We start from the raw sequence: 17,849 nt of genomic DNA on the forward strand, positions 1-17,849 counted from the left end.
GTGAACTATTAGTTTATACTGACATTTCTACTTGTCATACTCGTCTATTTTATCAGCATATTCGGTCAAAAGATTCTTTGAATAAATTTTTTCATTACTTGAATTTCTAACTTCTTTCCAAAGGATAGAAGCTACTTTTAACTTGTTGGAGTAGTTGCGACTATTTTCATCTGCACAGAAATCCTTTAAAAATTGATTCCATTGACAAACCGAATGGTCATACTTGGCATAATCTGAATTTCCATAATAAACTTTTAGCATATCTTGGATTGTAAAACTTAAATCATGTTCTCTTTTTACTTTTCTCCAAGCAGTGGCCATATCAGCAGTAAATTTAAAGGGGGAAACACCTGTTAAAGTTGAGAAATATTCTCTAAAGTGTGCATTAAAGGAGAATCCGCATTCAAGTAAGGGCGTATCTAAGGTAGCGACTTCTACTTGTTTCTTCTTGCTTTTTATTGATGACTTTTTAATCAAATTCCCCTTAAAGTACTGCTCAATAATATCATTGAGTTCCTGTTTTGTACCTCTATTTTCAAGCCCTAACGACTTGCATATCTGTGAAAGTTCATCACGATACCAATAGTATTTATTAAACTCATCAAAGGATGTGATTTTTTCAAACTCAGGTCTGCTTTCTATCAATATTTCACCTCCTTAAAAACAGTTTAGGTTTTCATCTAAAAATAATGGAGTTTTAGTTTCTTTATTTTAAGGATTAACTACGTTTCACTAACAAGCTTACACATTCAGCGGTTCGGACTTACCGTACCATCCGTGAAAAAACAATCCTCACAAAATAAAGGAAGGTCTTTCGTTTTGAAATTGTTCCATTCGTAAACAGAACCTACAATGTCTCCAACTATTGCTCCTAGCATCCGTTTCCTCCTTATGGCATATCAGATTCGTTACACATTTCTAATGAATCACTCTTTAAAAATGGCACCACCAAATCAATCCACTCATAAGGCAAGTAAGCTGATAAATAGCCGTGGTTATAGCCCTTTGCTTCATACAAAATTGTATTTGAATGTAGCTGATGAAATAATTTCGCTGATTCTTTCACACAGTTCAATTCTTTTTCACCATAGATATACAGAACCTGAGCCTTGCTAGCAGAAATCATATCTTTCAGCTTGTAACATCCCATATAGTTTTTGTAAATGGTCACCAATGTTTTGATAGGCGTCCTTGGCAAATCCTCCAAATAATAAGCTTTTATTTCCTCTGGATAAGCCAGTTTAGGATAGAGTTTGTTCATCATGCTTAACTGAAGTTTGCAAGAGAATTTATTGAACATCAGTTTACCAAATAGAGACACTAGAAAGATGCTGATTTTAGCTAACCTTAGTTGAGGAATACAGAGGCTTCCATCTATGATGGCCTTCTCAGCAATTTCACTGTCTAAAGACAAAAGCTCCATGGCAATTTGACCACCAAGTGAAACACCACCGATTGCAAACAATTTCCCACCACAGTTTGCTTTGATATAACCTAGAATCTCCAAAGCAGAATCTTCAGTAGAAACATAATCAAGTTGATATTCCTCGCCGTGGCCATTCAAATTGGGTAGAATAATACGGTATTCTTTTGACAAGATTCGTGCTTGACGAAGATAATTCCACCAAGAACTTCCACCACCATGTATCAGTAAAATAGGAGGCAAATTCTTATCACCAAATTCATGGAATTTCATGTTTAAACTCCTTACTGTAGGACTTTCACTAGCTACACCCATGTTTAATCAGCTCGTACAAGCAGTGATACTGCCTCAACGTGATGCGTCTGTGGAAACAGATCCACCGGCTGTACTTTCTTCAATTCATATCCCAATTCTTGGTAGAGTTTGATATCGCGAGCCATGGTGGCAACATTGCAAGAGATATAGGCAATGCGGTCTGCTCCTGTTTGGCTGCTTGCTTTGATAAAGCTTTCGGTCAATCCCTTGCGTGGAGGATCAACCAATATAGCGGTTGGTTGAATACCTTCCTTGAGCCAGCTCTTCATGGCATTTTCAGCTGTGTCACAGACATAGTGTGCATTAGTAATATTATTCAAGGTAGCATTCTTCTGGCTATTCTCCACTGCTTCTGGAATCACTTCAACACCGTAGACTTCTTTGACATGCTTCGCAACGGACAATCCAATCGTTCCAATCCCTGAGTAGGCATCGATCACCACATCATCTGCTTTTAATCCTGCAAAATCAATAGCTGTCTGATAAAGCTTCTCTGCCATTTCAGTATTGACCTGGTAAAAGGCTGGGCCAGCGATTTGGAAGTCATTTCCCAACATCTGGTCCGTAATATAGTCTTGACCATAAAGAGTCTTCCACTTCTTGCCAAAAATCGCATTGGTGCTCTGGTCGTTGATATTTTGCATGACAGACACAATCTCTGGAAACTGCTTGATGAGTTGTTCAATCAACTGCTCTACTCGAAAAACTTTCGGACGAGTTGTTACTAAAATGACCATGATTTGTCCTGAATAGTGACCACGACGCACCACAAGATTTCGAATCAAGCCAGACTGCTCCTTTTCATCGTAAGGTTTTAAATCAAAACGACGGAGCAGATCTCGAAGAGCTACTACGACTTGGTCAATGACAGGATCTTGGATAAAGAAATCTTCAAGAGGCATAAGGTCATGCGAATTCTTACGGAAAAAACCAGTTTCCAAGACACCATTCACTCGACGAACGGGCACCTGTGCCTTATTTCGATACTTGACTGGATTTTCCATACCAAGCGTTTCAGCAACCTCTACATCTCTAATGCCAGCAATCTTGTAGAGACTGTCTTTGACTTGCTTGGTTTTAAACTTGAGCTGCTCTGGATAAGCAAGATGCCCCAGATCAGCGATACCTGATCGCAGATAAGCTAGATCAAGGTCTTGGTTACGATGCGGAGAATGTGCAAGGCATTCTTCAACTTTTCCATAGCCAATCTTTTTATTGACCTTAAGGACTCGCATGAGGATTTTCTCAGTTGGTAGAGCATTTTCTACAAAGAAAACCAAACCATCTACCCTAGCAACTCCAGCACCTTCATGGGTCAAATCGACAATTTCAACTTCTACAATATCATTTTTCTTTAACATATTTTTCACTTTCTAGTGGCCGACAAAAAAAGACGGCAACATTTCTGTTACCATCTATTATATCATGAAATCACCTAAGCACCAAAACTCTTGAAGAAGTTGACAATGGCTTGCCAAAGGGAACTCAAGAAGTTCCCCCCGTCTTCTAGCGCTTTATTGGCATCAAAGTTGAGGTTGATATTTTTAAAGCTATCTCCAGCTTGGGATACAATACTTTCCTTGAGGTCATTTAGGGTTTTAGTGAAATCAGCATTGTTCAAAATATCACTCTTTGAGAGGTTAAGCGCAAAATTGATGATGATATTGACCTGGTTTCCTGTTATAACCTGATCGAGTTTGTAGTTTTTTAGCGTGTCTTCTACAATTTTGCGGACATCTTCTTCTGTCAGATTGCCTTTGGCTTCTTTTGCCTTTGCAATTCCTGCCTTAATATCTGTCAAAGCAACATTGAGTTTATTGGCATCATAGCCTGATTTGTCCTTGTTTTCAGCATTAATATCGGATAAGGCTTTTAGCTCCTCTTGGGCCAAGTCTTTATTGGCTTGCGGTACTTTAGCGCCATTGGCCTCTAACGAGTAGTAAATCCCTGCTAGGGCGCTCTCTCCTGTAACTGGAATAGGAGCTGCAACTGTGATTTTTGCATGCTCCACTCCCAGCGTTACTGCTGCATTACGGTACATATCCTGCGTCACCTTGGTGATATTTTCAGGCGTTTCAATCTTGACTTCTAGAGGCGACTTATCCCCCAGCTTTTGAATCTTGGCTGATGAATAGAGCTGTAAACTAGCATCATTAGCCACATTCATAATTTTCGAATAGATATCAGGTGTCATAGTTTTGATATCTTTGGTGTCTTTTGATGCATCATAGCCAAGTTTGCTAAGAGTTTGATTTTTCTGGTCTTCAGATAGAGAAGAACCTAGGACATATTCAGGTTGTACATAGGTTTCATCGATTACTTTTTGAACATCGGTTGCTGCGTGGACACTCGTCATAGCTGTTGCGGCCCACAATACTGCAGCACTTGTTAGAAAGAATTTCTTTCTCATGGGATATTCCCTCCTTTACCTTTCTAGGGTAATAAAACAATCTTAAAGAAAGCTTATAGTGAAAAACACCTGGTCAAACCAGATGTTTAAAAGAAATTAAAAAATTTCATGATATAGAGATTAAAGCGAACCTGTCTTGAGTAGTAATAATTTCCACCATTTTCATAGAGTTCGGCTCCGTGAAAGATAGAAATAGGATTGATATAGGTGTAGGTCTTCCCAGTAGTATTGCCAAGGATAGGAGCGACCGTTTCTCGGGAGTAACGCTTGGCTAGTGCCAGAGTATTTTCCTTGCCATTCTGAGCGATAAAGTCGATATAGGCAGGGCCAAAATTATAGGCTTGAACGGCGGTCCAGACATCTACTCCTTTGCTCTGTGCCAAATAGAGGTTATCTGTTAGTGTCTGTATCCCTTGGCGAATACTAGAGGCATCGTCATTGATGGTATTGGTAGCGCCACTAGCAGACTCACTAGACTGCATAACATCCCGCTCTTTACCCTTCGTTTCGGTATAAATCATGGCGAGCACCAACTCTTCATTGGCTAGAGTATCTCTTTCACTAAGGATTTCCCGAACCATAGGTTGATAGGTCATGACTTGCTTTACATCCTGACGAATATGATAGGCTTTGTATCCAGCAAAAAGAAGGACTGCTAGCACTAGCATTCTTCTTATAAATTTAAACATTATTTACTTTGAATATCCTCGATATTTTTGATTAAGATAGAGTAGGTTCCATTGTCATTTTGGATAAACTCAACCGACTCCGCGTCTTGATAGACGTTATTAGGAACGATGAGCTCAATTCCATTTGACAAGGAAAGTTTTTGGTTTTCAAATTTCTTGAGCTGACGACTGGCATCAATTTCATCAAACTGGACTGGTTCTGGTACAGCTTCCTTGACTTGGTCGATAAAACTTAGACGAGCTGTTAGATTGTTATCAAAAAGGTCATTAGCCAATTTTTCAGGTGACAATTCATTGCTTTCTTCAAGATTGTTAAAAATCGCTGATTTGACCTTGGATTGAAATTGAAAATCATCTGTGTTAAAGGACTCAGCAATTCTCTGGGCCGTTTTTTCCAATTCCTTGATGGATTTCTTAGGAGAAATCTTAGGGGCTACGGCAAGGAGATTGTCTGAAAAATAATTCAAGAAAGTCCCATTATACTTGATACGTTTTTCGATGAGATGGTACTTGCGACTTTGAAGATTGACCACCAAGGCCTCGTCAGCTCCCGTTCCAAATCCAGGCAGGTTATTCTGAGTTAGCTTGATTGGATTATCAACTTCTCCCCCAAGGTGGGTCAAGGTTTCCCGCAGGGCAATTCGTAAGAAAGCAAAATGCTCTACACCTTCTTTAGAAAACTCAACAAAAACCAAGTCATTGGTCTTGAGGTTTTCAGAAATACTGAATTCCTCTTTCCAAAGATTAGCCAGTGTTACTGAAGTCTCCAACAAATCGTCTGCGATGTGATTGAAGAAGGGATTTTCTTCCTCGAAAATCCCAGTCTTAGCTTCATCTGAATACACACGTTCGATTTTTTTGCGCAGGTATTCTTCGATTTTTGGAGTGATATTGAGAAACTTATCCGCTAAGAACAGCTCGGTATCATCTGGGCTGAACTGATGGATAATAGCTTTCTTAATATAAATGTCCATAAAAGTATTAGTCCTCATATAGTGGGAAGGCATCTGTCAACGCTTTGACTTCACTTCTCACTTCTTCTAAGACAGCTTCATTTTCTGCATTTTTAAGGGTTTTAATGATGAGTTCAGCCACTTTACAGCTCTCTTCTTCACCAAATCCACGTGCAGTAATGGCTGCAGATCCGATACGAATACCACTTGTCTTAAATGGTGACAAGGTTTCATATGGAATTGAGTTTTTATTTAGGGTAATATTGACTTCGTCCAGCAAGTTTTGAGCAACTTTTCCGTTCTCTACAACCTTAGTCACATCCACTAGGAAGAGGTGATTTTCAGTCCCTCCAGAAATGATACGGAAATCAGGGTCTTGCAAGAAGACTTCAACCATAGCCTTGCTGTTTTTGATGACATTAGCAGCATATTCCTTGAAGGCTGGATCCAAAACTTCTTTGAAGGAAACAGCTTTAGCAGCGACAACATGCTCCAAAGGACCACCTTGAATACCTGGGAAAATAGCAGAATTGATTTTCTTAGCTAGGTCCTCATCATTGGTCAAAATCAAGCCACCACGTGGTCCACGAAGGGTTTTGTGGGTCGTTGTTGTCGTGATATGAGCGTATGGCACTGGACTTGGGTGAAGACCAGCCGCAACCAAACCAGCGATATGGGCCATATCGACCATGAGCTTAGCACCAACAGCATCTGCAATTTCACGGAATTTTGAGAAGTCGATAATTTGAGAATAGGCTGAAGCACCAGCTACGATCAATTTTGGTTTTACTTCTTGGGCTTGTTTCAAGATAGCATCAAAGTCCAAGAGTTCCGTTTCAGGATCCACACTATAAGAAATAAAGTTGTAGGTTTGACCAGAGAAGCTGACAGAAGCTCCGTGGGTCAAGTGTCCACCTGCTGCCAAATCCATCCCCATAACCGTATCACCTGGCTCGATCAAGGCCATGTAAGCCGCACAGTTGGCTTGGCTTCCTGAGTGAGGTTGAACATTGGCGAATTTAGCACCGAAAATTTCTTTTGCACGTTCAATAGCTAGAGTTTCTACCACGTCTACTACATCAGTCCCACCATAGTAACGGCGTCCTGGGTAGCCTTCGGCGTATTTATTCGTCAAGATAGACCCTTGAGCAGCCATTACAGCCTTGGAAACAACGTTTTCCGAAGCAATCAACTCAATGTTGTTTTGTTGGCGTTCTTCTTCTTTGGCAATAGCATTCCAGAGATCAGCATCGTATGCTTTAAAATCATCTTTGTCAAAAATCATAGGTCTTCTCCTTTATAGTGTGACTGATCCTTCAGTTTGTTTTTACAAGATAAACTAAAAGATGCGAATAAACCGTTTTTGCACTTTATCACAAGTATAACCAACTTTTTCATAAAATGCATGAGCTCCCAGACGATGATCAGCAGAGTTTAAGCGGATAAACCCATAACCGCGTCTTTTTGCCTCTTCTTCCAACCCTTGCAGTAAGCTTTTACCGATACCTTGCCCTTGTACTTGAGGTGAAACTGCCAAGGCTAAGATATTAAATCCTGCTTTGGAATAGAGGGATTCATAAACTTCAGCATGAACATATCCAAGTAGGACATGGCTTACCTCATCCTCATAGCCAAGTAGGAAATGATGAGAATCCTGAGATAATTTAGCTAGTTGACTAGCTGTTTTCTCTGGACTAAAAGAATAGCCCAAAGCCTCTTGGTTGATCTCACATATAGCTTTCACATCTGTTTCTTGCAAATCTCTTAGCATCTCATTTCTCCTCAAAAGAAATCTCTGGCAACCGAGCAAGAATATCTTCACGCTTGATCGCCCCTTGGCGTAAGATTTTCACCTTGTCTCCAGACAGATCCAAAATGGTCGAATCCTGTCCAGTTAGAAAAGCATCATCTTCCAGACCCAGAACCTCTTGATCAAAATCTTCAAGGATTTGCTGAAAGGTTACTCCACTTGCCTGACCCGAAATATTGGCAGATGGCCCAATCAAGGGACCTGTCTCTCGAATCAAATCCAGCGTAATGGGGTGATTCGGCATCCGAAACCCAACAGTTGCAAGACCAGAATTGACCCAATAGGGCACTCTATCATTGGCTTCGAGTATAATGGTCAAGGGACCTGGTAAAAAGGTCTCTACAAGTTTTTGTAGATAAGCTGGTTGATTCTTTGAAAAGTACAAGATGTCCTCTAGAGAGGCAACATTGAGATTAAGCGCCTTGTCTCTAGGACGACGTTTGAGCTGGTAAACATGGTCGACTGCTTTTTCGTCTAGAGCTTTGGCAAAGAGACCATAAACTGTCTCAGTAGGTAAGACGACTGCTCCGCCCTTTTCCAACACTTGCCTAATCCTGTCCATCATCAGCTACAACCATCCTATCTTGACCAAATTGGTCCTTGAGTGTTCGTACTCGTTTTTCAGGAAGATGTTTCCTAAAAAGCGCAGGAACACTTTGACCTTGCTTGTATCCAATTTCAAGGTAAATCTTACCACCATCTTTGAGATAGTCTTTTGCACCTTCCGCGATTCTGCGGTAAATAGCTAGACCATCCTCATCTGCAAAGAGAGCTAGGTGAGGCTCCGAATGCAAAACATTCAAACCGACCTCTGACTCATCTTCACGAGAGATATAGGGTGGATTGGATACAATTATATCATATTTTTCAGAAATTTCTGTAAAACAATCGGATTTTTTAAAAAATATCTGGAGATTCTGAATTTTAGCGTTTTCAGTTGCCAAATCTAGTGCATCCTGTGAAATATCAACTGCTGTCACTGACCAGTCTGGACGATTCTTTGCTAAAGCAAGGGCGATGGCACCACTTCCTGTACCAATATCCAATACCCTGATTTGTTCCTCTGGATTTTCTGTGAGGATGAGCTCAACCAACTCCTCTGTCTCTGGTCGGGGAATCAAGACTCGCTCATCTACTTTTAACTGCATTCCAAAGAAATCTGCGTGACCAATGATATACTGAGCTGGTTTGTAAGCTGCTAACTGCTGGTAAATTTCTTCTACAAATAATTCTTCCTCTTTGGTTACCTCTTGCTGAAGGGCAAAGACGAAGTCTGTAAAAGAGAGATTTTTTAGGCTACGATAGACAAAAGAGAGGCTTTCAACTTCCTCTCCTTGTGCTAGTAACTTATCCTCAAAATCTTTAATAATTTGAGCTAGTTTCATTATTTGTTCAATTCTTCTAATTTTTGCGTTTGGTCATAGAGCACCAAGGCATCTACAACTTCATCCAATTTACCAGACAAAATCGTATCCAGTTTTTGGAGGGTCAAGCCAATACGGTGGTCTGTGACACGGTTTTGTGGGAAATTGTAAGTACGGATACGTTCTGAACGGTCACCAGTACCAATAGTAGACTTACGCTCAGCGTCTTGTTCATCTTGAGCAATCTGAGCAAAATGGTCAGCAACACGCGCACGGATGATTTTCATGGCCTTCTCACGGTTTTTCTGCTGAGTACGTTCTTCCTGCATCTCAACCTTGATATTGGTTGGCAAGTGAACGATACGAACAGCAGTCGCAACCTTATTGACGTTCTGTCCACCAGCACCCGATGCGTGGTAGATGTCAACACGAAGGTCTTTTGGATCAATATCGTATTCAACTTCTTCAACTTCAGGCATGACAAGGACTGTCGCAGTTGATGTATGGACACGGCCTTGGCTTTCTGTCACAGGGACACGTTGCACACGGTGAGCACCAGACTCATACTTGAGTTTAGAATAAACTGACTGACCAGAAACCATGGCAACCACTTCTTTGAAACCACCAACACCGTTCATAGAAGCTTCCATGACTTCAAAGCGCCACCCTTGAGCTTCCGCATACTTTTGGTACATAGTTAGAAGGTCTCCGGCGAAAAGTGCTGCTTCGTCTCCACCAGCTGCCCCACGGATTTCAAGGATGATGTTCTTGTCATCATTTGGATCCTTTGGAAGAAGCAAGATTTTCAGTTTTTCTTCGTATTCTTCTTTTTCAGCCTTGGCATCCTTGAGCTCTTGCTTGGCCATTTCTTCCAAGTCTGCATCTCCGCCAGATTCCTTAATCATCTCTTCAGCATCAACGATGTTTTGAAGGACTTGTTTGTACTCACGGTAGGCCGTTACTGTATCACGTGTCCCAGCTTCTTCTTTGGACAATTCCATGAAGCGTTTGGTATCAGATACCACTTCAGGGTCACTGAGCAATTCTCCTAATTCTTCATAACGGTCTTCTACAGCTTGTAGTTGATCATAGATGTTCATTTTTCTTTATTCTCCTTATTGATTTCAGGGGCAAAATAATGTTTTCGGCAGACTGAGATATAGGTTTCATTTCCACCGATCTGAATTTGTTCGCCATCATAGACTGGCACACCATCTTGAGTTCGCAACACCATAGTCGCCTTTTTCTTACAGTACTGACAGATGGTCTTGATTTCGTCAATCTTGTCTGCTAAGAGCAAGAGGTATTTGGAACCTTCGAACAATTCATTGCGAAAGTCATTCTTCAAACCAAAAGCCATGACAGGTATGTCTAGCTCGTCCACAACACGAGCTAGGTCGTAAACATGGTGACGCTTGAGAAACTGGGCCTCATCGACCAACACACAGTAAGGTTTTTCAGGTAAGTCTCGGATATAGCCAAAGATATCTGTCGTTTCCTCAATCGCAATGGCTGGGCGTTTCATGCCGATTCGACTCGACACATAGCCAACACCGTCACGCGTATCCAGAGCCGAAGTCATAATCACAACTCCCTTTCCTTGCTCCTCGTAGTTATAGGCCACCTTGAGAATCTCAATCGTCTTACCAGAGTTCATGGTCCCATAACGATAATACAACTGTGCCATGCTTCTATTTCACGTCCATTTCTAAATTTTTGCTACATTCTAGTATATCATAATTTTCTGAAGCTTTAAACGGCAAAATGTGGTAAAATAGAAGAAATCAAAAACTAGTGGAGGAAGCTATTATGCCATTTGTACGCATCGATTTATTTGAAGGTCGCACGCTCGAGCAAAAGAAAGCTCTTGCTAAGGAAGTAACGGAAGCTGTTGTCCGTAACACTGGAGCCCCTCAATCAGCCGTTCATGTCATCATCAACGACATGCCAGAAGGGACTTACTTCCCACAAGGAGAAATGCGCACCAAATAAACCAGCTTAAGCAGTATTGCTTAGGCTTTTTCAATCTCCAAGTAGCATCCATTGAAGAAATAGTCTAATTTTGTTACAATTTGAAGAGATGCTTGGATACCTATCCTAAGAAAAGAAATACAAAAGGAAATAGTATGATTACACGTGAATTTGATACCATTGCTGCTATCTCTACTCCTCTTGGAGAAGGGGCCATTGGTATTGTCCGCTTGAGCGGAACAGATAGTTTTGCCATTGCGCAAAAGATTTTTAAAGGAAAAGACTTGAGCAAGGTTGCAAGCCATACCCTCAACTACGGTCACATTATTGACCCGCAGACAGGGAAGGTCATGGACGAAGTTATGGTTGGAGTTATGAAGTCTCCAAAGACCTTCACTCGTGAGGATATTATCGAGATTAACACTCACGGTGGGATTGCGGTGACCAATGAGATTCTCCAACTAGCTATTCGTGAAGGAGCTCGGTTGGCCGAACCTGGTGAATTTACCAAGCGTGCCTTTCTAAACGGTCGTGTGGACTTAACACAGGCTGAGGCGGTGATGGACATCATCCGTGCCAAGACTGACAAAGCTATGAATATCGCAGTCAAACAATTGGACGGTTCTCTTTCTGATCTTATCAATAATACTCGTCAAGAAATCCTCAATACACTTGCCCAAGTTGAGGTCAATATCGACTATCCTGAGTATGACGATGTTGAGGAAGCCACTACTGCAGTCGTCCGTGAGAAAACTATGGAGTTTGAGCAATTGCTAACCAATCTCCTTAGGACAGCTCGTCGTGGTAAAATCCTTCGTGAGGGAATTTCAACTGCTATCATCGGTCGTCCCAATGTTGGGAAATCCAGTCTTCTCAACAATCTCCTTCGTGAAGACAAGGCTATCGTAACTGACATCGCCGGTACGACACGAGATGTTATCGAAGAATACGTCAACATCAATGGTGTTCCTCTCAAATTGATTGATACAGCTGGTATCCGGGAAACAGATGACATCGTGGAACAAATCGGTGTCGAGCGTTCGAGAAAAGCCCTCAAGGAAGCTGACTTGGTACTACTAGTACTAAATGCTAGTGAACCACTAACAACACAAGACAGACAACTTTTAGAAATCAGCCAGGATACTAATCGCATTATTCTGCTTAACAAAACAGACCTGCCTGAAGCGATTGAAACTTCGGAACTCCCTGAAGATGTCATCCGCATTTCCGTTCTTAAAAACCAAAATATCGATAAGATTGAAGAGAGAATCAACAACCTCTTCTTTGAAAATGCTGGTTTGGTCGAGCAAGATGCCACTTACTTGTCAAACGCCCGTCACATTTCCTTGATTGAGAAGGCTGTTGAAAGTCTGCAAGCTGTTAACGAAGGTCTTGAACTGGGTATGCCAGTTGATTTGCTTCAAGTTGACTTGACCCGTACTTGGGAAATTCTCGGAGAAATCACTGGAGATGCCGCACCTGATGAGCTCATCACCCAACTCTTTAGCCAATTCTGTTTAGGAAAATAAGAAAAATCCATGATCGTTCATTCGGTCATGGATTTTATTGTCTTTATTAGTAATCTGGACGTAAGACACCAGTCACAGTTGCTTTAGTCGCTTCGTAGTCGCCATCTACAACTACCTTGATAATACGTTTTGCGTCTTCTTCTGGCGCTGGGACTAATGGCAAACGAGTTGGTCCAGCATCAAATCCCATGTAGTTAAGTACCGCTTTAACAGGAGCAGGACTTGGATAAGAGAAGAGCGCATTGACCTTAGGAATGAATTTACGCTGAATAGCTGCAGCCTTCTTCATATCGCTTTCTGCAATGGCAGTAAACATCTCGTGCATCTCATCCCCATTTGTATGAGAGGCAACAGAAATAACCCCATCTGCACCAAGATTCATGGCATGGAAAGCATCCCCATCTTCACCTGTATAAATCAAAAATTCTTCTGGCTTATGCTCAATCAAGTAAGCCATATTTGCCAAACTGGTACATTCTTTAACACCGATGATATTAGGATGGTCAGCCAAACGAAGCATGGTCTCAGGGGTCAATTCGACAACCACACGGCCTGGAATGTTATAAATGATAATAGGCAAATCTGATGCATCTGCAATAGCCTTAAAGTGCTGATACATCCCTTCTTGAGAAGGTTTATTGTAGTAAGGGACGATAGCAAGGCCAGCTGCGAAACCACCAAATTCTGCTACTTCTTTGACAAACTCAATCGAGTCACGTGTGTCATTGGTACCTACACCCGCAATCAAAGGAACACGTCCATTGACAACCTTTTGAACAGCCGCAAAGAGTTCCAACTCTTCATCGTGGGTCAGAGTCGGACTCTCAGCAGTCGTCCCTGCAAGAAGAATGCCATCTGTATGATGCGCCAACAGATGCTCAATCAAGGCTGGAATAGCATCAAAGTTGATGGAACCATCCTCATGGAAAGGGGTAATGAAGGCCGTGATGATTTTACACTCTTTTAAATCTTGATAAGACATGAAAACACCTCTCTATCTCAAAGAAGGAGTTCATCTGAACTCCTAAACGATATGACTATTTTAATTCAAACTTCAATTCAGCTGTTGGACGAACCAATCCACGTTCGTGAAGAGTTTCTGCAATCTGAACTGAGTTCCAGGCAGCACCTTTAAGAAGGTTATCTGAAACAACCCACATATGGATTCCTTTTTCAGCATCCAAGTCTTTACGGATACGACCAACAAAGGTATCACGCGAGCCAACAGCGTTGATAGCTTGAGGATAGATTTGATGCGCTACATCATCTTCAAGAACAGCACCTGGGAATGCTGCGATAGCTGCTTTCACTTCTTCGATTGGAGCCACTTCTTTTGTTTCGATATAAACAGACTCAGAGTGAGCTGACAAGACTGGAATACGCACACAGGTTGCAGAAACTGCGATGCTATCATCTTCCATGATTTTCTTAGTTTCCTTGGTCATCTTCATCTCTTCGTAAGTGTAATCATTGTCAGTGAAGACATCGATTTGTGGAAGAGCGTTAAAGGCGATAGGATAGTGTTTCTTGTCACCACCTGAAGGCAAGATTTCCGCATGCAAATCACGAGGATTCACACCATCATTTAAGACTTCACGAAGTTCACGTTGTGTTTCAAGAATCGCTCCCATACCAGCACCAGAAACTGCTTGGTAAGTTGAAACGATGATACGATCCAAGCCCCATTTTTGACGGACAGGCTCAAGAGCCACCATCATTTGGATTGTTGAACAGTTCGGGCAGGCAATGATTCCGTTGTGGGCATCAAGTGCGTGAGCATTGACCTCTGGAACAACCAAAGGAACATCTGGATTTTGACGGAAATAAGATGTATTATCTACTACTACCGCTCCAGCTTGAACTGCGTATGGTGCATACTTAGCTGATGTCGAACCACCTGCTGAGAAGAGTGCAATATCAACACCCTCAAAAGCGGTCTCAGTCGTTTCTTCAATCGTAATATCTTGGTCTTTAAATTTCAAAGTCTTGCCTGCTGAACGTGCAGAAGCAAGGTAACGAATTTTATCGATTGGAAGTGTAGATTCTTCCAACATTTTTATCATCTGAGCTCCGACAGCACCTGTCGCGCCGACTACAGCAACTGTATATCCCATAAATAACCTCTTTCGGAATTTTCTAAAAATTTCTATAATAGATGTATTATACTACTTTTTCTAAAAATTGAAAAGTATTTTTGGGTCTAATTTCTGAAAATTAAAAATCCCTAGTCATTGACTAGGGACTAAGAGGCATCTTCATGTGATGAGCAGGTTCACACAACTCATCAAGGTCCGCTCCTGCGTTATGACCTCCTTATGCTCAATAGTAGTCCGAAGACTACCTATCGACTCATCGCAGGTTTTATTCTACTATGCTTTGCTGACTTTGTCAAGGCTAATGCGGGGGAAATATAAAAAACTCTCGAATATCAAGAGTTTTCCTGTCTATTTCATGCTAATTGCCGGGATTGAACCGGCGACCTCATCCTTACCATGGATGCGCTCTGCCAACTGAGCTAAATCAGCTTACCTAAAAAGTATACTATAGTTCTATGCTCTTGTCAAGCGCTCTCTTTTAATTTTCTGAAATGAAAAAAGCTAGATCTAGCAAGAATCTAGCTTATAAACTTCTTATTTTGTAAGGTCGATTCGCTGTCCTAGTTTTCCGATTAAGATTGCACCAACGATAAGTGATGCAAACTCTCCAATTCCAGTAGAAAACCATGTCAAGAAGAATGGAGCTTCTGCGACAATATAGAGTTCCGCTGCAATGGTAATCATTGAAATGGAGAACAGGATTGAAAAGAAGAAATGATCTTTTCGAATCAAACCATTGAACAGATAGTCTTTCTTGTACTTGCTAAATAGCCATACACCTAGACTAAGGAAAACTAGGGTAGATCCCCCGCCGACAAAGACATCTATTAGACCAAAGCTAAAGAAATTAGCAATCATACAACCAATCGTCACACCGATGATGTATTTAGGGTTGTAGAAGGCCAAGAAATTCATCATCTCAGAAATACGGAACTGGTAAGCACCGTAGCTAATGGCATTCAACGGTGGGGTAATGGTCAAAACCACATAGATAGCAGCAACGATAGCAATATCTGCCATATCACGAACAGTTAATTTTTTCATGTTTTCTCCTTTGGCGGTTTCCCGCGTAAAATATGCTTGATGAAAGAAGCTAAGCACCAAGGGTTGAGATTATCAACCTTACCAGTATAGCACAATATATGACTTTATGCTATACTAAAATCATGAAAAAACTAATAAAAGATTTCTTTGATAACGAGATTCTCTCCTACCTATTTTTTGGTGGTGCTACTACTCTTGTTTCTATTTTATCACGTTTGGTTATTTACCATATCAGCCACCAGGAAATCCTCGCAACTGTCCTCGCTAATATTATCGGGATTCTTTTTGCCTTTATCACTAACGATACATTTGTTTTTAAACAAAAAAGAAAGAATTGGCCGACTCGTCTTGCTAAGTTTTTCTTAGCTCGTCTTTCAACACTTGGTCTTGACATCCTTTTAACTTATATCTTTGTTACATCTTTTCCCGATATTATCGGGCAATTTGTCAACAATCAACTAGATCAGGTTAATGCCATCGAAACGCTAATTGCGCAGGTTTTGATTATCATTCTTAACTATATTTTTAGTAAAGTATACGTTTTTTATAAATGAAATAGGTATCAGTAAGTATTAAGGTTGTAATATTTAGGTATTTCAGGTACAATTAAGATTAGTTTTTGAAAGGAAATTATGAAAATGTTAAAAGATCTTAAAGAATTTTTGCTTCGTGGCAATGTCGTTGATCTCGCTGTCGGTGTGATCATCGCCTCTGCTTTTGGTGCTATTGTTACTTCACTTGTAAATGATATCATCACTCCACTTATCTTGAACCCAGCTTTGAAAGCGGCGAACGTTGAACGCATCGCTGAACTTTCATGGAATGGCGTTGGATATGGTAGCTTCTTGAGTGCTGTTATCAACTTCTTAGTGATTGGTACTGTTCTTTTCTTCGTTATCAAAGCTGTTGAAAAAGCTCAGAACCTTACTAAGAAAGAAGAGCCAGCTGAGGATACACCCGCTGCTCCAACTGAACTTGAAGTTCTTCAAGAAATCAAAGCTCTTCTTGAGAAAAAATAAGACAATTAAAGGATCTAGCTTCATGCTAAATCCTTTTTTCTTTAGTCTTTCGGCAACTTACCAGCCTTTTCTAGCATTTTCTTAATCAAGTAAGGCATCTTCACATTTTCACGACCTTTTTTCTCAATCAGTTTTTTCACAAATTCTGGCATCTGAAGGTCATCTGTTTCTTCCATAATATCCTTGGTGGTTGCTGAAGGCGCTAATTCGTCAAAGGTTTCTTCTTCTGGGAGAAATTCCTTAAATTCTTTTTGTTCGTTGGCCCTTACAGTATCAACTAAAGCATCAATTAAACGAGAGTCTGTGTTTGGCATAGCTGGTCGATGGTAGGTGACACCTAATTCTTGACATAATTCATAACATTCTACATCGTTATCAAAAAGAACTTCAATATGCTCACTGATAAAGCTAATTGGTACAAAAATATAATGCTCTGGATGTTGTTTCTGTTCTCTCAAATACTCGAGTACATCTGGCTTGATCCAAGGAATCCCTATATCACTTTCGCTCTGCCAAGTATTGGTATACTGATCTGCGGTTAGACTGAGTTGCTCTGCTATCAACTTGCTATTATCAAAAATCTGATCGATATAAGGATCTCCAAAGTCTAAGGCAAAAATTGGAACACTATGGGCTGAAAAGATCACCTTAAAGGACTCTTCTCCCACATCGTTTCGTAAAATTTTGCTAATCTCATCTGTCCAAAAGTTCAGCAAAGACTGTTGCTTATACCAATCCTTAATGACTAAAAACCGAATCTGCTGGCTCTCCAGAAACTTTTCATACCCCATAACCGAGTAGAAGGAATAATGGGGTTCTAAAATCAAACAAATACATTCTTCAACACCATCAGCCTCCATCTGCTTGATCACATCAGGGATAAAGGGCCGAGAAAATTTGTTGGCAAAGTAGATGCCATACTCTTCTCCTAAACGTTCCTTGACTAAATTGACCTCCTCACGTGTAATCCTCTGCAGGGGCGTACCACCTATACGAACATAATTGTCATAAAGAGTCTGAATCTCGTGATCCTTGGGTCTAACTCCACGACGAATGTTGGTAAAAAAATCCGCCACACTCTCAAAGGTAATCTCTTCTGGCGAACCGAATGTCATCATTAAAATTGCTTTTTTCATCGATATGTCCTTGTGATATTTTTTTCAATTACCATTCTACCATGAAATATATCATAAATAAACGCTTTCATTCATTTTATTTTTATTTAC

21 protein-coding genes, 1 tRNA gene and 1 riboswitch are annotated in these 17,849 nt (G+C 40.8%); of the genes, 4 read left to right on the plus strand and 18 right to left on the minus strand.

Annotation, left to right across the window (positions count from 1 at the left end; genetic code table 11):
* Positions 1–27: 27 nt before the first annotated feature.
* From GOM47_RS05285 to GOM47_RS05345, 13 genes are all read right to left on the minus strand, one after another.
* A complete protein-coding gene (locus GOM47_RS05285; protein ID WP_235080066.1) occupies positions 28–645 on the minus strand; it encodes an SAP domain-containing protein in 618 nt (205 codons plus the stop codon).
* Positions 646–749: 104 nt separating this feature from the next.
* Positions 750–878, minus strand: coding sequence for an ADP-ribosylglycohydrolase (locus tag GOM47_RS05290; RefSeq protein WP_235080067.1), 129 nt, complete (start codon positions 876–878; stop codon positions 750–752).
* Between the two features lie 11 nt (positions 879–889).
* Entirely contained in the window at positions 890–1,696 is an 807-nt protein-coding gene (locus GOM47_RS05295; protein ID WP_235080069.1) for an alpha/beta fold hydrolase, read from the minus strand.
* 44 nt (positions 1,697–1,740) lie between these two features.
* Positions 1,741–3,099 (minus strand): 23S rRNA (uracil(1939)-C(5))-methyltransferase RlmD, encoded by a 1,359-nt coding sequence (gene rlmD / locus GOM47_RS05300; RefSeq protein WP_235080071.1) that lies wholly within the window; start codon positions 3,097–3,099, stop codon positions 1,741–1,743.
* Between the two features lie 74 nt (positions 3,100–3,173).
* A complete protein-coding gene (locus GOM47_RS05305; RefSeq protein WP_235080072.1) occupies positions 3,174–4,148 on the minus strand; it encodes a DUF1002 domain-containing protein in 975 nt (324 codons plus the stop codon).
* A gap of 86 nt (positions 4,149–4,234) precedes the next feature.
* A complete protein-coding gene (locus GOM47_RS05310) occupies positions 4,235–4,837 on the minus strand; it encodes a lysozyme family protein (protein ID WP_235080073.1) in 603 nt (200 codons plus the stop codon).
* Complete coding sequence (locus GOM47_RS05315) at positions 4,837–5,811, minus strand: nucleoid-associated protein (protein WP_235080074.1); 975 nt, start codon at positions 5,809–5,811, stop codon at positions 4,837–4,839. Before GOM47_RS05315 ends, GOM47_RS05310 begins: the two co-directional genes overlap by 1 nt.
* A 7-nt stretch (positions 5,812–5,818) precedes the next feature.
* Positions 5,819–7,075, minus strand: coding sequence for a serine hydroxymethyltransferase (gene glyA, locus GOM47_RS05320; protein ID WP_235080075.1), 1,257 nt, complete (start codon positions 7,073–7,075; stop codon positions 5,819–5,821).
* Positions 7,076–7,129: 54 nt separating this feature from the next.
* Positions 7,130–7,561 carry a GNAT family N-acetyltransferase gene (locus GOM47_RS05325; RefSeq protein WP_235080076.1) on the minus strand — a complete coding sequence of 144 codons (432 nt, stop codon included), beginning with the start codon at positions 7,559–7,561 and terminating at the stop codon, positions 7,130–7,132.
* A 1-nt stretch (position 7,562) separates the two neighbouring features.
* A complete protein-coding gene (locus GOM47_RS05330; protein ID WP_235080077.1) occupies positions 7,563–8,165 on the minus strand; it encodes an L-threonylcarbamoyladenylate synthase in 603 nt (200 codons plus the stop codon).
* Complete coding sequence (prmC, locus tag GOM47_RS05335) at positions 8,149–8,985, minus strand: peptide chain release factor N(5)-glutamine methyltransferase (RefSeq protein ID WP_235080078.1); 837 nt, start codon at positions 8,983–8,985, stop codon at positions 8,149–8,151. Before prmC ends, GOM47_RS05330 begins: the two co-directional genes overlap by 17 nt.
* Complete coding sequence (prfA, locus tag GOM47_RS05340; protein WP_215804644.1) at positions 8,985–10,064, minus strand: peptide chain release factor 1; 1,080 nt, start codon at positions 10,062–10,064, stop codon at positions 8,985–8,987. The genes prmC and prfA overlap by 1 nt, the downstream gene beginning before the upstream one ends.
* Positions 10,061–10,651: a thymidine kinase gene (locus tag GOM47_RS05345; RefSeq protein ID WP_129312856.1), complete on the minus strand. Its 591-nt coding sequence runs from the start codon at positions 10,649–10,651 to the stop codon at positions 10,061–10,063. The genes prfA and GOM47_RS05345 overlap by 4 nt, the downstream gene beginning before the upstream one ends.
* Before the next feature lie 122 nt (positions 10,652–10,773).
* Here GOM47_RS05345 and GOM47_RS05350 point away from each other — a divergent pair, with 122 nt between their 5' ends.
* Both GOM47_RS05350 and mnmE read left to right on the plus strand, forming a co-directional pair.
* Positions 10,774–10,956, plus strand: coding sequence for a 4-oxalocrotonate tautomerase (locus GOM47_RS05350; RefSeq protein ID WP_001117401.1), 183 nt, complete (start codon positions 10,774–10,776; stop codon positions 10,954–10,956).
* 134 nt (positions 10,957–11,090) lie between these two features.
* Complete coding sequence (gene mnmE / locus GOM47_RS05355; RefSeq protein WP_235080079.1) at positions 11,091–12,464, plus strand: tRNA uridine-5-carboxymethylaminomethyl(34) synthesis GTPase MnmE; 1,374 nt, start codon at positions 11,091–11,093, stop codon at positions 12,462–12,464.
* Between the two features lie 46 nt (positions 12,465–12,510).
* Here the strand turns inward: mnmE and dapA are convergent, their stop codons facing one another.
* The 4 genes from dapA to GOM47_RS05375 form a co-directional block, all read right to left on the minus strand.
* On the minus strand, positions 12,511–13,446 hold the full coding sequence (gene dapA, locus GOM47_RS05360; RefSeq protein ID WP_235080080.1) for a 4-hydroxy-tetrahydrodipicolinate synthase: 936 nt from the start codon (positions 13,444–13,446) through the stop codon (positions 12,511–12,513).
* Positions 13,447–13,501: 55 nt separating this feature from the next.
* A complete protein-coding gene (locus GOM47_RS05365; RefSeq protein WP_000542494.1) occupies positions 13,502–14,578 on the minus strand; it encodes an aspartate-semialdehyde dehydrogenase in 1,077 nt (358 codons plus the stop codon).
* A gap of 338 nt (positions 14,579–14,916) precedes the next feature.
* Positions 14,917–14,989, minus strand: a tRNA-Thr gene (locus GOM47_RS05370).
* Positions 14,990–15,094: 105 nt separating this feature from the next.
* Positions 15,095–15,604 (minus strand): QueT transporter family protein, encoded by a 510-nt coding sequence (locus tag GOM47_RS05375; RefSeq protein WP_235080081.1) that lies wholly within the window; start codon positions 15,602–15,604, stop codon positions 15,095–15,097.
* Positions 15,602–15,698: riboswitch (PreQ1 riboswitch) on the minus strand. It overlaps the preceding gene by 3 nt.
* Positions 15,699–15,726: 28 nt before the next feature.
* Between GOM47_RS05375 and GOM47_RS05380 the strand changes: the two genes are divergently transcribed.
* A complete protein-coding gene (locus GOM47_RS05380; protein WP_235080082.1) occupies positions 15,727–16,158 on the plus strand; it encodes a GtrA family protein in 432 nt (143 codons plus the stop codon).
* Positions 16,159–16,242: 84 nt separating this feature from the next.
* A complete protein-coding gene (gene mscL / locus GOM47_RS05385) occupies positions 16,243–16,623 on the plus strand; it encodes a large conductance mechanosensitive channel protein MscL (RefSeq protein ID WP_000910209.1) in 381 nt (126 codons plus the stop codon).
* A gap of 41 nt (positions 16,624–16,664) precedes the next feature.
* Here mscL and hemH read toward each other — a convergent pair whose 3' ends face one another.
* Complete coding sequence (gene hemH, locus GOM47_RS05390) at positions 16,665–17,759, minus strand: ferrochelatase (RefSeq protein WP_235080084.1); 1,095 nt, start codon at positions 17,757–17,759, stop codon at positions 16,665–16,667.
* Positions 17,760–17,849 lie beyond the last annotated feature (90 nt).

It is taken from the genome of Streptococcus oralis (genome assembly GCF_021497945.1).
GTDB lineage: Bacteria > Bacillota > Bacilli > Lactobacillales > Streptococcaceae > Streptococcus > Streptococcus oralis_BR.